Here is a 14,460-nt window from a genome sequence, read left to right on the forward strand (position 1 = left end):
CTTCCCTTTTGCAAAGGCGCACTCTAGGGTCGCTTCAGGATTTCGATCCAACATGGGAGACAAGAATGAAGAAACTGCTCATGGCCTCGGCCGCCGTGGCGCTGTGCGCCGGTGCCGCTTCGGCCGAAGAGGTCAAGATTGGCGTTCTGATCGGCTTCACCGGCCCGATTGAATCGCTGACGCCGGCGATGGCTGCGGCCTCGGAAATGGCGATGAAGGAAGTCTCGGATTCCGGCAAGTTCCTGGACGGCTCGACGGTCGTCTCGGTGCGCGGCGACTCGACCTGCGGCGACGCCGCGGCGGGCACGGCGGCGGCGGAACGCCTCGTGACGGCCGACAAGGTGCAGGGCATCGTCGGCGGCGACTGCTCGGGCGTGACCGGTGCGGTGCTGCAGAACGTGGCGCGCCCGAACGGCATGGTCATGATCTCGCCCTCGGCCACCAGCCCGGCGCTGACCACGGCCGAAGACGACGGCCTGTTCTTCCGCACCGCGCCGTCGGATGCGCGCGAAGGCGAAGTGATGGCCGAGACGCTGACCGAGAAGGGCATCAAGTCGATCGCCCTGACCTACACCAACAACGACTACGGCAAGGGCCTGGCGGAATCGATCGCCAATGCCTTCATCGCCAAGGGCGGCACGGTGACGATCAACGCCGCGCATGACGACGGCAAGGCCGACTACTCCTCGGAAGTGGCGGCGCTGGCGGCGGCGGGCGGCGACATCCTAGTTGTCGCGGGCTATCTGGACCAGGGCGGCAAGGGCATCATCCAGGCCTCGCTGGACACCGGCGCCTTCTCGACCTTCGGTCTGCCGGGCGGCATGATCGGCGACTCGCTGCCCACCGCCATCGGGCCGGGGCTGAACGGGTCCTGGGGCCAGATCGCGGGTTCGGATTCGGCCGGTGCGGCCAAGTTCGAGGAAATGATGAAGGCCGGCGGCTTCGACGGGACCTCGGCCTATTCGCCGGAATCCTATGACGCCGCCGCGCTGATCCTCTTGGCGATGCAGGCGGCCAAGTCCACGGACCCGAAGGTCTACAAGGACAAGGTAATGGAACTGGCGAACGGCCCGGGCGAGAAGATCTATCCCGGCGACCTGGCCAAGGCGCTGGAGCTGATCGCGGCCGGCCAGCCCATCGACTATGAAGGCGCGACCGCCGTGACCCTGATCGGGCCGGGCGAAAGCGCCGGGCGCTATCGCCTGATCGAAGTGCAGGACGGCAAGAACGCCACGGTCGGCTGGAAGTGATCCTGGCCTGAGACTTGACAGACAGGAACGGCCCGGGGCAAAGCCCGGGCCGTTGCCACAAGGAAAGCCTGCCCGGCGGGAAACCGGAACGCGGCAGGCATGGGGAGACGGATGATCGTAGTCGAAGACCTGCACCGCCATTTCGGCGGTTTCCGGGCCGTTGATGGCGCGAGCCTGACGATCGGCACCGGAACGATCACCGGCCTGATCGGGCCAAACGGCGCGGGCAAGACCACGCTCTTCAACGTCATCGCTGGACGCCTGCCGCCGACCTCGGGCCGGGTGGCCATGGACGGCGAGGACATCACGGGCCTTCCCCCGCACGAGTTGTTCGGCAAGGGCCTTTTGCGCACCTTCCAGATCGCGCATGAATTCGGGTCGATGACGGTGCGCGAGAATCTGATGATGGTGCCGCCGCGCCAGTCGGGCGAGACGCTGTGGAACGCATGGTTCCGCCGCGGCAAGGTGGCGGCGGAGGAGCGGGCGCTGCGGGCCAAGGCCGACGAGGTGCTGGAGTTCCTGACCATCAGCCACCTGGCCGACCAGAAGGCCAGCCAGATTTCGGGCGGGCAGAAGAAGCTTCTGGAACTGGGCAGGACGATGATGGTGGATGCCAAGATCGTCTTTCTGGACGAGGTGGGCGCCGGGGTGAACCGGACGCTTCTGAACACCATCGGCGATGCCATCGTGCGGCTGAACAAGGAACGCGGTTACACCTTCTGCGTGATCGAGCACGACATGGATTTCATCGCCCGCCTGTGCAACCCGGTGATCTGCATGGCCGAAGGCAAGGTGCTGGCGGAAGGCACGGTGGACGAGGTCAAGAACGACGAGCGGGTGATCGAGGCCTATCTGGGCCGCGGCCTGAAGAACAAGATCAAGGAGGAGGCCGCGCATGGCTGAACCCTTCCTGATCGGCGAAGGCATGACCGGCGGCTATGGCAGCGGCGCGGACATCCTGCATGGCTGCACTCTGGCGGTGGACCCCGGCCAGATCGCGGTGATCGTGGGGCCGAACGGCGCAGGCAAGTCCACGGCGATGAAGGCGGTCTTCGGGATGCTGAAGCTGCGCAAGGGCCATGTGAGGCTGGCGGGCGAGGACATCACCGCCCTGTCGCCCCAGGCCCGCGTGGCAAAGGGCATGGGCTTCGTACCGCAGACGCACAACATCTTCACCTCGATGACCGTCGAGGAGAACCTGGAGATGGGCGCCTTCCTGCGGAAGGACGACATCAAGGGCACGATGGAGCAGGTCTATGACCTGTTCCCGATCCTGAAACAGAAGAGACGCCAGCCCGCCGGCGAGTTGTCGGGCGGGCAGCGCCAGCAGGTGGCCGTGGGCCGCGCGCTGATGACCCAGCCCAAAGTGCTGATGCTGGACGAGCCGACGGCGGGCGTTTCGCCCATCGTGATGGACGAGCTGTTCGACCGCATCATCGAGGTGGCGCGGACCGGCATCTCGATCCTCATGGTCGAGCAGAATGCCCGGCAGGCGCTTGAAATTGCCGACCGCGGCTATGTGCTGGTGCAGGGAGCCAACCGTTTCACCGATACCGGCGCGGCGCTGCTGGCGGACCCGGAAGTCCGCCGCAGTTTCCTGGGAGGCTGACCGATGCGTGTTCCTTTCGGCCTTCCGCTGGTGCTTGCCCTCGTGCCGTCTTTGCCCGCCTTTGCTGCCCCCCCTGCCCTGACCTGTCAGGCAGATGTGGTTTGCATTGCGGGCGGCGACTGCAACGCGCTTGGTGTGGAAGTGGAGCTTGATCCCGAAGGCGCGGGCTACCGCGCCACACTGGATGCGGGCGCCGATGTGCTGTTGTCGCCGCTTGGCTCGGCCACGGGCGGGATCGTGCATTTCAACGCCGTCTCGGAGGACGGTGTGGCGGTGATCCTTTCGATCTATGTCGATGGGCGCTTTGCCATGACCGTGCAGCAGGACCTGAACGGCCCCAATGTCGAGACGACGTTCGGCAACTGCAAGCCGAGGAGCTGAACCATGGATTTTCTGAATGCCCTGGTGGCCTTCCTCAACTTCGTCTTCGTGCCGGCGGTGGCCTATGGCGCGCAGCTGGCGCTTGGCGCGCTTGGCGTGACGCTGATCTATTCGATCCTGCGCTTTTCCAACTTTGCGCATGGCGACACGATGGCCTTCGGGACCATGGCCACGATCCTGTTCACCTGGTGGTTCCAGTCGATGGGCTGGCATTTCGGCCCCTTGCCCACCGCGCTGCTGGCGCTGCCCTTCGGGATCGTCGTGACCTGCGCTCTGGTTCTGGGTACGGACCGCATGGTCTATGCCTATTACCGCCGGACCAAGGCGCCACCGGTGATCCTGGTGATCGTGTCGATGGGCGTGATGTTCATCATGAACGCGCTGACGCGGTTCATCATCGGCGTTGGCGAGCAGAACTTTGCAGATGGGGGTCGGTTCCTGATTTCGGCCGGGGACTTCAAGGCAGCGACGGGGCTGGCCGAAGGGCTGGCGATCAAGTCCACCCAGGCAATCACCGTGGTGGTGGCGCTGATCTGCGTGGGCCTTCTGTTCTGGTTCCTGCAAAAGACACGTGCTGGCAAGTCGATGCGGGCCTATTCCGACAACGAGGATCTGGCGCTTCTTTCCGGCATCAACCCGGACAGGGTGGTTCAGATCACCTGGATCATCGCTGCCACGCTCGCCACCATTGCTGGGGTGCTGTACGGGCTGGACAAGAGCTTCAAGCCCTTCACCTATTTCCAGCTTCTGCTGCCGATCTTCGCGGCGGCCATCGTGGGCGGGCTGGGATCGCCCATCGGTGCCATCGTTGGCGGGTTCCTGATCGCCTTCTCGGAGATCATGGTCACCTATGCCTGGAAGAAGGTCCTGGGTTACCTGGTGCCGGCGGACATGGCGCCTGACGGGCTCGTGCAGCTGATGTCCACCGACTACAAGCTGGCGGTCAGCTTCGCGATCCTGATCATCGTGCTGCTGTTCATGCCGACCGGGCTTTTCAAGGGGAAATCGGTATGACCCGTTATCGCACACCCCTGCTGTTCGCGGCGGTCGCTCTGCTGTTCCTGCTGACGGGGATGTACCAGAGCTGGAACCTGGCACTGAACATCCTGACCATGGCGCTGATCTCGTCGATCATGGCTTTGGGGGTGAACATGCAGTGGGGCTATGCCGGGCTGTTCAACACCGGCGTCATGGGCTTTGTGGCCCTCGGCGGGTTGGCGGTTGTCATCATGTCATCGGCCCCCATTCCTGAGGCCTGGGCCGCCGGCGGGCCGCGGCTGCTGGCGGGGCTGCTGACCGGGGCGGTGACGATTGCCGTGGCGATCTTCGCCTGGGGGCGGTTGCCCAAGGGCCGGATGCGCAACGTGGTGATGGCCCTGCTGCTGGTGGGCGGCTTCGTGCTGTATCGCGGGGTCTTCGACCCGGCAGTGACGGCGGTGGAAGCCTTCAACCCGGCGACGGCCGGCAACATCGGCGGCTTTGGCTTGCCGTCGCTGGTGGCCTGGCCGGTGGGGGCGCTGTTTGCCGCCATCGCCGCATGGGCAATCGGCAAGACGGCGCTTGGCCTGCGGTCGGATTACCTGGCCATTGCCACGCTTGGCATTGCCGAGATCATCATCGCGGTGATGCGCAACGAAGACTGGCTGGCGCGCGGGGTGAAGAACATCATCAACCTGCCGCGGCCCTGGCCTGTGCCCTATGAGGTGGAGCTTCAGAAGGACCCCGGCTTCCTGGGATGGGTGGCGAACTGGGGTTTCGATCCGGCGACCGCTTCGTCCATCGTCGTGAAGCTGATCTACATCGGGCTGTTCGGCCTGGTGCTGGCCGGGCTGATCTGGATGTCGGAGATGGCGCTGAAGAGCCCCTGGGGCCGCATGATGCGCGCCATCCGCGACAACGAGGTTTCGGCCGAGGCGATGGGCAAGGACGTGACCCGGCGCCATCTGCAGATCTTCATCCTGGGCTCGGCGGCGCTTGGGCTGGCCGGGGCCATGCTGACCTCGATGGAGGGGCAGCTGACGCCCAACAGCTATATCCCGTTGCGGTTCACCTTCCTGGTCTGGGTCATGGTGATCGTGGGCGGATCGGGCAACAACTGGGGCTCGGTTCTGGGCGGTTTCCTGATCTGGTGGCTGTGGGTCATGGTCGAGCCGATGGGCCAGTGGCTGATTGGCGCGGTGACGGCGGGGATGCCGGACGGGGCGCTGAAGGCGCATCTGCTGGAATCGGCCGCGCACATGCGGTTCATGACCATGGGGATCGTGCTGCTTCTGGTTCTGCGGTTCAGTCCGCGGGGGCTGATCCCGGAGAAATGAGCGTGGGGGCTGGCCAGAAGCCCCAGAGCCGATCCTCGAACGGAAGGACGCTTGCCGGTTCGACATCGGCCGGCGGAGCGAGGATGGGGGCGATGACCGTGCCCTCCGGGTGGGCGGCAAGCCAGCTTGCCAAGGGCGCCGGATCGGTGAAGACCGCAAGCGGCGCGGTCAGACGGCCGGCATAGTTGAACTCGGCCTGGTAGTCGCCCTTCCAGATGGCAAGTCCCCCGGCCTCTGCGGACTTGAGGCGCTCGCCCATGGGGGTGGGATCGAGCCGGTCGCCGATGCCCGAGGCCGACAGGATCAGCGTGGCGACCAGAGCCGTGCCGATGCCGGCAATGGCATGGCCCGTGGGGAGCGGCAGGCGGAAGGCGGCGGCGGCAAGCGCGAGGAAGGCCAGCGTTCCCAGCAGGAGCACCCAGAGGGGGCCGATGGCGCCTTCCATGCCCTTGACCGGGACCAGACCGAAACTGGCCGCAAGGGCAACCAGCGCGAAGATCAGGGGTAGCAGGAAGGCTAAGACGATCGAGCGCTGCCCGGCTGGCAAAGCACGGCCGGCGAGGATGGCGAAGGCAGGCAGCTCGGGCAGCAGATAGTGAAGCTGCTTGCCGCCGATCAGCGAGAACAGCACGAAGGCCGAGACCGCCCAAATCGCCAGCATCCGCCCTGCCCCGTCGGCACGCACGGCCGCGGGGATACCGCGCCAGATGGCGAAGGACCAACCGAAGGGAAAGATCAGGGCCGGCAGCACCGCGGCCAGATACCAGACCGGGCGACCGTGGCCCATGTTGCCCGCCATGCGGTCGGCGGATTGGTCCCAAAGGAGTTCCCGCAAGAAGCTGGCATCCGCCCCAAGCACCAGCGGCACAAGCCAGATGGCGACCAACAACAGACCGATGCCGAGGGCGACCGCCAGACCGCGGATCGCGTCGCGCAGCGTGGGCGGTGTTACGCCCCACAAGCGCACGGTCAGCAGCACCGGGATCAGATGCAGGAAGATCACGGGGCCCTTGGTCAGGACACCGAAACCGAAGGCGAGCCCAAGGACCAGCCAGGGCCCCGCCCCGCGCTGCCCCTGGCCCACGCGCCAGATGGCGCCGATGCCAAGCAGAACCCAGATGGTCAGCAGCGCATCGAACATCGTCGCGCCACCGTAGAGGAGAAAGCCCGTCGTGCCGGCCAGCACGGCCATCGCGGCCAGCGGCAGGCCGCGGTCGGCCGGGGCGATGCGGTGGGCCAGAAGCCCGGTCAGGCCGATGACGGCGATGGCCGCCAGCGGCCCGACCAGCCGCGCGGCATAGGCAGATGGGCCGGTGAAGGACCAGATCAGGTTGATGAGCCAGAACAGGAGCGGCGGCTTGTGGCTGTAGGGGGCGCCGTTCATCGTGAGATGAAAGGGATCGCCGGAAAGCCTCATCTCCCACGCAACGGAAAGATAGCGGGTTTCGTCCACCGGAAGGAAAGGGCGGAGCGCCGGGATCGCCAGCAGCAGAAGCATCGCGGCGATGACGATGGCAAGACTGGTGGACGGGGTGGAACTGATCACCGGGGGGGCGGAAGGGCGGGAATCGGACGGCATGTGCATGGGGCAAACCTAGCGGGGCAAGCGCACAGCGACCACGTGAGCAATGCATTCCAGGTGCTGTATCAGCGGGTGCTTACCCATCGCGGGCACAGCCGCCCCCCTTGCGGCACGACTTCCCGTGCGAATTGAAGCTGTCGCCTCAGCCCTTTCCCTGGCTGTACCGCTTGCAGCAGGTTGCTGGCCCGCTGTTCGCATGTTGGTCCGGGCCGGCGAGGCCAAGAAGCCCTTGCATCGGGAGTGGCGGCGCTGTCGCTTCACCGTCTGCAATGTGTCAAGCGGAGCAAGACGGAGCCGGTAAGCCAGAAACGAGCAGAACCGCCGGAGCGGCGCCAGTCTTCATGTCACGAACAGGGCCACTCAAGACCCTTAACCAACGGTGAACATACCGTCTGAAGATCACAACCACGGCTATGCCGAGCATCGACACGCAACGAGCGACAAACTTTGTCGTAAACGCGCGGGCCGCACGGCGTGCTTGCGCACAGGTTTGGGCAAATCCTGCGAGGTTCTCCATGAAAACCCATACCCGCGTTTGCGTCATCGGCGGCGGTGTCGTCGGTTGTTCGGTGCTGTACCACCTTACCAAGCTGGGCTGGTCGGATGTCATGCTGGTCGAAAGGTCCGAACTGACCAGCGGATCCACCTGGCATGCCGCGGGTGGGTTCCACACCATCAACGGCGACACCAACATGGCCGCCCTTCAGGGCTATACCATCCGGCTCTACAAGGAGCTGGAGGCGATTACAGGCATGTCCTGCGGGCTGCACCATGTGGGCGGCATCACGCTGGCCGACAACATGGCGCGGTTCGAGCAGCTGAAGGCCGAACGTGCCAAGCACCGCTACATGGGACTGGATACCGAACTGGTGACGCCAGAGGAAATCAGCCGCCTGACCGACGGCATGGTGAACCTGGAAAACATCATCGGCGGGCTTTACGACCCGCTGGACGGGCACCTTGACCCATCGGGCACCACCCATGCCTATGCCAAGGCCGCGCGCATGGGCGGGGCGGAAATCGTTCTGCACAACCGGGTGCTGGAGACGAACCCGCGCCCGGATGGAAGCTGGGAGGTGGTGACCGAAAAGGGCACGATCATCGCAGAGCATGTGGTGAACGCAGGCGGCCTCTGGGCGCGCGAGGTTGGCGCCATGGCGGGCATCTACCTGCCGCTGCTGCCGATGGCGCACCAATACCTGGTGACCGACGACATCCCCGAAATCCTGGAAATCCTGGGCCGCGGCCAGGAGTTCCCGCATGTGATGGACCCCGGCGGCGAGTTCTACCTGCGCCAGGAAGGCCGCGGCCTGTGCATCGGCTTCTATGAAAAGCCCTGCGAGCCCTGGGCGGTGGACGGCACGCCCTGGAACTTCGGCCACGAGCTGTTGAACGAGCAGTTCGACAAGATCGAGGATTCGGTGAACTTCGCGTATCGGCGCATTCCGGTTCTGGAGCGGTCGGGCGTGAAGCGGGTGATCCACGGGCCCTTCACCTTTGCCCCCGACGGCAACCCGCTGATCGGCCCGGTGCCGGGCCTGCGCAACTACTGGTCCGCCTGCGCGGTGATGGCGGGCTTCAGCCAGGGCGGCGGCATGGGGTTGGCGCTGGCGCAATGGATGATCCACGGCGAGGTGGAGCGCGATCCCCGCGGGTTCGACGTGGCGCGCTTCGGCAACTGGACCTCACCCGGCTATACCGTGCCCAAGGTGATCGAGAACTACCAGATGCGGTTCAACGTCTCGTATCCCAACGAGGAACGTCCCGCCGCCCGCCCCTTCCGCACGACGCCGATGTATCAGGTGTTCGACGAGATGAACGCGGTCTGGGGCCAGCAATACGGGCTGGAGGTGGTGAACTACCACGCGCTGCCGGGCGAACCGCGCTATGAGACACCGACCTTCAAGAGGTCGAACGCGTGGGAGGCGACGCGCCAGGAGGTGCTGGCGGTGCGCGAGAGCGTGGGCATCAACGAGGTGCAGAACTTCGGCAAGTACCGCGTGACCGGCAAGGGTGCGCGGGCCTGGCTGGACCGGATCATGGCCGGGACGATCCCGAAGCCGGGCCGTCTTTCGCTGACGCCCATGCTGGCCCATTCGGGCAAGATCTTCGGCGATTTCACGGTGTCCTGCCTCAGCGAGATCGAGTTCCAGCTGACCGCCAGCTATGGTGCGCAGGGCTGGCATTCGCGGTGGTTCGAACAGAACATGGGGCAGGATGTCAGGGTCGAGAACATCTCGGACGCGCGGTCAGGCTTCCAGATCGCAGGGCCGAAGGCACGCGAGCTCTTGTCGCGGGTGACGCGAAGCGACGTGTCGGCCGAAGCGTTCAGGTTCATGGACGTGAAGCACATGACCGTCGGCATGGCCAACTGCATCGTGCAGCGCGTCAGCTACACCGCGGACCTGGGCTATGAGATCTTCACCGACCACATGTCGGTGCGGCACCTGTGGAACGTGCTTTCGGAAGCCGGCAAGGACCTGGGGCTGCGGCCCTTCGGGATGCGGGCCATGATGTCGCTGCGGCTGGACAAGTGGTTCGGGTCCTGGGGCCGCGAGTTCAGCCCTGATTACACGCCGATGGAAACCGGCCTGGACCGTTTCATCCGCTGGAACAAGGAGGCCGAATGGATCGGCAAGGCCGCCGCGACAGCCGAAAAGGCCGCAGGGCCGAAACGGAAGCTGGTGTCCTTTGTGGTCGATGCCTCGGACGCCGACGTGGTGGCCTGGGAGCCGATCTGGCTGGACGGCGCGGTGGTGGGCTGGTGCACCTCGGGCGGGTTCAGCTTCTGGACCGGCAAGTCGGTGGCGCAGGGCTTCCTGCCGGCCGACCGGGTGCAGGACGGCCTCGCCTGCGAGATCGAGATCCTGGGCGAGCGGCGGCCTGCGAAAGTGCACTTGGCCCCCCTATGGGACGACGGCGGCCGGATGCGGGGCTGAGAAGGAAGCGCCGGCCCTAGGCCGGTGCTTTCGCTTCATCGGTCGTTCTGACCCACTGACCGTGGAACCCGGCGCGGGCGACGGAGCAGACAGGATTTGCATCAACCGGGCGATGAAGGGAGAACCGAGGTTGCGGCGGGGCTTTGGATCGGGCGTTAAAGGCGTTCACAAGATCGTCGCGCATGATGCACCTCCTGACAGGAGGATGCCACGGCGGGCCGCAAGGTCAATATTACTGACTTAATTTCGGGCAAGCCGATGGTGGTCCTCTGCGCTAGGCTTCACCCCCATGACAATGATCCCGATCCTGATCCTTGCTGCCGGAGCCTCGTCGCGCATGGGCGGGCGCGACAAGCTGTTGGAGGATGTCGCGGGCGAGCCGCTTCTTGTCCGCGTGGCAAAGACCGCGCTGGCGACCGGCCATCCCGTGAGCATCGCCCTGGCCACGGACCGGCCGCAGCGGGAGGTCGCGCTTGCGGGGCTGGACCTGCACCGCGTGCCGGTGCCACTGGCGCGGGAAGGCATGTCCGAAAGCCTGAAGGCCGGCTTCGCGGCCTTGCCCGGGGGGGGACCGGTCCTGACGATGCTGGCTGACTTGCCGGACCTGCAGACTGATGACCTGCGGGCCGTGCTGGCGACCGCGGCAAAAGCGCCCGACATGATCCTGCGGGGGGCCGCGCAAGACGGGCGGCCGGGCCATCCGGTTCTGTTGCCCGGATGGCTGCGACCCGAGATCGAGGCGCTGTCGGGAGATGAAGGCGCACGGGCGCTGATCCAGCGCCATGGTGACCTGGTGCGCCTGGTACCTTTGCCGGCAAACCGTGCGCTGACCGATCTGGACACGCCAGAGGACTGGGAAGCCTGGCGGGCAACTCAGGCCGACATCAAGACCCGTGCCTCGTAGGCCTTGAGCGTGAGCCGTGCCGGAGGCTGGCATGCGCCGGTCCGGGCCAGATCGGGGAACAGTTCCAGCAGCTCGATCCGCGCGGCATCGGCCAGCCCGCCGACGGATTGCGGGCCGGGCTGAAAGCTTTCGGTCCATGCGCCTTCGGACAACACGATCTCGTGCCGGTCGAACATCAGGTGGATGTAGGTCACGCCGCGCGGCAGGATCCGGGTGATACCGGGCCGACCCACCAGGTGAAGGGCCGCCACCAGCACCTCGGCATCGCCGAAGCACAGTTCGGCGCGGGCGTCTTCGACAAGGATGCGATGCTGGGGCGACACCACAAGGTCGCGTTCGGGCAGGCCACCGCCAAGCGCCCCGGCGGCGATGCGCACGGGTTGAAGGCGTTCGGCGACAATCAGATCGGCCAGAGACAGGGCGCGTTGGCCGATCCAGCGGACGGGCTGGGGCCCATGATCGCGTGTCAGCACCAGATCGCCCGGAGCCAGAGCCTCCACCGCCCGCGCGCCCGTGGGTGTGGTGATCAGCGTACCGGGGGTGAAGCAGGGCACCACCGTCTCGATGTTGTGGAAATCCAGCCGCCCGACCACGGCGCCCGAGCTGTCGAGGAACTCGACATAGCCATGCTCCTGATCGGCCGACGTGTAGGTGATGCGCAGCGGGCCGGCGTTCGACAGGTCGATCGTGTCGAGGTCGGTGCCGGTTTCGTCTCCGAAGACGGTATCGCCGAAGGCTTCGGTGCGGTCGGCATAGCTGAAGGTATCGCGCCCGCCGCCGCCATAGACCAGGTCGGCGCCCGTGCCGCTGGACAGCGTGTCGTCGCCGTCGCCGCCGTACAGCGTGTCGGCCCCTGCCCCGCCGAACAGCCGGTCCGTCCCGGTGCCGCCCTCCAGGCGGTCTTGCCCATCGCCTCCCGAGAGGGTGTCGTTGCCGATGCCGCCATACAGACTGTCGTTGCCGATGCCGCCATCGGCGCTGTCATTGCCGTCGCCGCCGTCAACCGTGTCGTTGCCGTCGCCCCCGGACAGGCTGTCATTCCCTGCACCGCCAAAGACGCTGTCATTGCCGGAATCGCCTGAGACGGTGTCGTTGCCGTCGCCACCCAGAACCGTGTCGTTGTCGGCGCCGCCAAAGACGATGTCGTCGCTGCCGCGGGCGTCGATGTAGTCGTTGCCGGCCGCGCCATAGAGTATGTTGGTGTAGATGTCGTTGCCAGTTACACCCGAATTGTCGAAGCCGTAGATGGTGTCGTTGAAGGCGGAACCGATGACGCCATCAATGCCGGCCAACGTGTCGCCAGCGGCATACCCGCCGCTGACCGCATAGGTGGCGAGGTCGATGCGGATGGCCGAAGTGGACTGGGAATAGTCCACATAGTCCATGTCCTCGCCGCCATAGAGCAGATCGCCCGAGGCGCCCGAAACCAGCGTATCGTTGTCGTTGCCGCCATACAGGGAATTGGGACCGGCGCCCCCATCGAGGGAATCGGCCCCGTCCCCGCCGAAAATCTGATCGGTACCATCGCCGCCAAATACCCGGTCATCGCCCGTACCGGCGTCGATCGTGTCGTTTCCGGTGCCGCCGTCGATCAGGTCATTGCCATCGCCGCCGGCCAGGGAGTCGCTGTCGCCGCCGCCATAGATCGAGTCGTCGCCAAGGCCGCCGTCGACGGTATCCACGCCCAGACCGGCGGTGATGATGTCGTTGTCGTCGCCACCGAACAGACGGTCGTTGCCCGACCCGCCGTCCAGCGTGTCCCGCCCTGTGCCGCCATAGAGCGAATCCACGCCATCGCCGCCATCAAGGCTGTCGTCGCCGGCATCGCCATAGAGCGTATCGTTGTCGGTGCCGCCCAGGACGGTATCATTGCCGTCGCCGCCAAAGGCGGAATCCGTACCTGTTCCTCCGTCGATCAGGTCGTCTTCGGAACCGCCGTAAAGCGTGTCGGCACTGTCGCCACCATAGAGTGTGTCGATACCGGTGCCGCCGTCGATCAGGTCGTTGGCCGATCCGCCATCCAGAAGATCGCGCCCGTCGCCCCCATAGATCGTGTCAGTGTCGCTTCCGCCATAGACGCTGTCGTCGCCCACGCCGGCCCAAAGCGTATCGTTGCCGAAGCCGCCGGTCAGGACGTCATTGCCATCGCCGCCGGTAAGGGAATCCGTCCCGCTGCCACCATCCAGCGTGTCGTTGCCAAAGCCGCCAAACAGGGTGTCATTGCCGTCGTCGCCGAAGACACTGTCGTCGCCATCGTCGCCGGACAGCGTGTCGTTCTCGCCGCCGCCATACAGCGTGTCATTGCCGGTGCCGCCGGAGAGGGAATCCGTGCCGGTCCCGCCATCCAGATAATCGGTGCCGTCGCCGCCGAACATCGTGTCAGCGGAGTCGCCACCGAAGAGCCGATCGGTTCCGGTGCCGCCATCCAGCAGGTCGGAACCGGAGTTACCGATCAGGCTGTCGTCTCCATCACCGCCGGCCAGCGAGTCGTTGTTGTTGCCACCATCCAGCGTGTCGTTGCCGAGGCCACCGACCAGGCTGTCGTTGCCGTCGTCGCCAAGCAGGCTGTCGTTCCCGTCGTCGCCGGACAGGGTATCAGCATCGGCGCCGCCGAAAATTGTGTCGTTGCCGGTGCCGCCGGACAGGGAGTCCGTGCCGGTCCCGCCATCCAGATAATCGGTGCCGTCGCTGCCAGACAGCGTATCCGCGGAATCCCCGCCGAAAAGTCGGTCGGTTCCGAGACCTCCATCAAGCAGATCGGCGCCCGAACCACCGATCAGGCTGTCGTCGCCATCGCCACCGGCCAGCGTGTCGTTGTTGTTGCCGCCATCCAGCGTGTCATTGCCAAGGCCGCCGATCAGGCTGTCGTTGCCGTCGTCGCCAAGCAGGCTGTCGTTTCCGTCGTCGCCGGACAAGGTGTCGGCATCGGTGCCGCCGGAAAGTGTGTCGTTGGCCGCTCCACCGAACAGCAGGTCGGTGCCCGAGCTTCCAAGCAGACTGTCCGCATCTTCGCCGCCGTACAGGCTGTCATTGCCGGAGCCCCCGTCCAGCGTGTCGGTGCCCGTGCCTCCCAGCAGGCTGTCGTTGCCGTCGTCGCCGAATAGCCTGTCGTTGCCGGTGCCGCCGTCCAGCGTGTCGTTGTCGTTTCCGCCGTAGACAGTGTCCTGGCCATCGCCCGCCAGCACGCTGTCGTCGTCTGAACCGGCGTAGACAAAGTCGTTGCCGCCATAGGCGTTGATCGTGTCGTCGCCATTGCCGCCGTAGAAGACGTCATTGCCGGACGAACCGTTCAGCGTGTTGCTGGACCCGTTGCCTGAATAGGTCGGCATTTCCTGCTTCTGACCATTGCCTGATTTGGGCAGCAGGACAGCCGAAATGCGGCATAATCGTGGCACGGGGCCGGGTCGAAGGCGGAAAGGTAGTGGGCACTCGCCAGAACCGGTCGGGGCCGTTGCGGCTTCGCAACAGGGCGGAAAGCGA

10 protein-coding genes are annotated in these 14,460 nt (G+C 65.7%); 8 read left to right on the forward strand and 2 right to left on the reverse strand.

The window, feature by feature from the left end:
* Window positions 1-65 precede the first annotated feature (65 nt).
* The 6 genes from JO391_RS08955 to JO391_RS08980 all read left to right on the forward strand — a co-directional run bounded on the left by JO391_RS08955 (window position 66) and on the right by JO391_RS08980 (window position 5,555).
* Window positions 66-1,250, forward strand: coding sequence for an ABC transporter substrate-binding protein (locus tag JO391_RS08955; RefSeq protein WP_220664198.1), 1,185 nt, complete (start codon window positions 66-68; stop codon window positions 1,248-1,250).
* 111 nt (window positions 1,251-1,361) lie between these two features.
* Window positions 1,362-2,153, forward strand: a complete 792-nt coding sequence (locus JO391_RS08960) for an ABC transporter ATP-binding protein (RefSeq protein ID WP_220664199.1) — start codon at window positions 1,362-1,364, stop codon at window positions 2,151-2,153.
* Window positions 2,146-2,859, forward strand: coding sequence for an ABC transporter ATP-binding protein (locus JO391_RS08965; protein ID WP_220664200.1), 714 nt, complete (start codon window positions 2,146-2,148; stop codon window positions 2,857-2,859). The genes JO391_RS08960 and JO391_RS08965 overlap by 8 nt, the downstream gene beginning before the upstream one ends.
* Window positions 2,860-2,862: 3 nt before the next feature.
* The gene (locus JO391_RS08970) at window positions 2,863-3,240 is read left to right on the forward strand and encodes a hypothetical protein (RefSeq protein WP_220664201.1); all 378 of its coding nucleotides are present in this window, start codon (window positions 2,863-2,865) and stop codon (window positions 3,238-3,240) included.
* Window positions 3,241-3,243: 3 nt separating this feature from the next.
* Window positions 3,244-4,254: a branched-chain amino acid ABC transporter permease gene (locus tag JO391_RS08975; RefSeq protein ID WP_220664202.1), complete on the forward strand. Its 1,011-nt coding sequence runs from the start codon at window positions 3,244-3,246 to the stop codon at window positions 4,252-4,254.
* Window positions 4,251-5,555, forward strand: coding sequence for a branched-chain amino acid ABC transporter permease (locus tag JO391_RS08980; protein WP_220664203.1), 1,305 nt, complete (start codon window positions 4,251-4,253; stop codon window positions 5,553-5,555). Before JO391_RS08975 ends, JO391_RS08980 begins: the two co-directional genes overlap by 4 nt.
* Here the strand turns inward: JO391_RS08980 and JO391_RS08985 are convergent.
* On the reverse strand, window positions 5,524-7,140 hold the full coding sequence (locus tag JO391_RS08985; protein WP_220664204.1) for an ArnT family glycosyltransferase: 1,617 nt from the start codon (window positions 7,138-7,140) through the stop codon (window positions 5,524-5,526). The genes JO391_RS08980 and JO391_RS08985 overlap by 32 nt on opposite strands.
* Before the next feature lie 512 nt (window positions 7,141-7,652).
* Here JO391_RS08985 and JO391_RS08990 point away from each other — a divergent pair.
* Window positions 7,653-10,076, forward strand: a complete 2,424-nt coding sequence (locus JO391_RS08990; protein ID WP_220664205.1) for a GcvT family protein — start codon at window positions 7,653-7,655, stop codon at window positions 10,074-10,076.
* Window positions 10,077-10,365: 289 nt separating this feature from the next.
* Window positions 10,366-10,980 (forward strand): nucleotidyltransferase family protein, encoded by a 615-nt coding sequence (locus tag JO391_RS08995; RefSeq protein ID WP_220664206.1) that lies wholly within the window; start codon window positions 10,366-10,368, stop codon window positions 10,978-10,980.
* On the opposite strand, the gene JO391_RS09000 is transcribed toward JO391_RS08995, so the two are convergent.
* Window positions 10,950-14,309 carry a Hint domain-containing protein gene (locus JO391_RS09000; RefSeq protein ID WP_220664207.1) on the reverse strand — a complete coding sequence of 1,120 codons (3,360 nt, stop codon included), beginning with the start codon at window positions 14,307-14,309 and terminating at the stop codon, window positions 10,950-10,952. The genes JO391_RS08995 and JO391_RS09000 overlap by 31 nt on opposite strands.
* Between the last annotated feature and the right edge of the window lie 151 nt (window positions 14,310-14,460).

This window comes from Neotabrizicola shimadae (genome assembly GCF_019623905.1).
GTDB lineage: Bacteria > Pseudomonadota > Alphaproteobacteria > Rhodobacterales > Rhodobacteraceae > Neotabrizicola > Neotabrizicola shimadae.

Excerpts from the sequence above, each read along its gene's own strand:
- JO391_RS08995 (WP_220664206.1), top strand. The coding sequence starts at position 10,366 with ATGACAATGATCCCGATCCTGATCCTTGCTGCCGGAGCCTCGTCGCGC.
- JO391_RS08960 (WP_220664199.1), top strand. The coding sequence starts at position 1,362 with ATGATCGTAGTCGAAGACCTGCACCGCCATTTCGGCGGTTTCCGGGCC.
- JO391_RS08980 (WP_220664203.1), top strand. The coding sequence starts at position 4,251 with ATGACCCGTTATCGCACACCCCTGCTGTTCGCGGCGGTCGCTCTGCTG.
- JO391_RS08965 (WP_220664200.1), top strand. The coding sequence starts at position 2,146 with ATGGCTGAACCCTTCCTGATCGGCGAAGGCATGACCGGCGGCTATGGC.
- JO391_RS08955 (WP_220664198.1), top strand. The coding sequence starts at position 66 with ATGAAGAAACTGCTCATGGCCTCGGCCGCCGTGGCGCTGTGCGCCGGT.
- JO391_RS09000 (WP_220664207.1), bottom strand. The coding sequence starts at position 14,309 with ATGCCGACCTATTCAGGCAACGGGTCCAGCAACACGCTGAACGGTTCG.
- JO391_RS08990 (WP_220664205.1), top strand. The coding sequence starts at position 7,653 with ATGAAAACCCATACCCGCGTTTGCGTCATCGGCGGCGGTGTCGTCGGT.
- JO391_RS08970 (WP_220664201.1), top strand. The coding sequence starts at position 2,863 with ATGCGTGTTCCTTTCGGCCTTCCGCTGGTGCTTGCCCTCGTGCCGTCT.
- JO391_RS08985 (WP_220664204.1), bottom strand. The coding sequence starts at position 7,140 with ATGCACATGCCGTCCGATTCCCGCCCTTCCGCCCCCCCGGTGATCAGT.
- JO391_RS08975 (WP_220664202.1), top strand. The coding sequence starts at position 3,244 with ATGGATTTTCTGAATGCCCTGGTGGCCTTCCTCAACTTCGTCTTCGTG.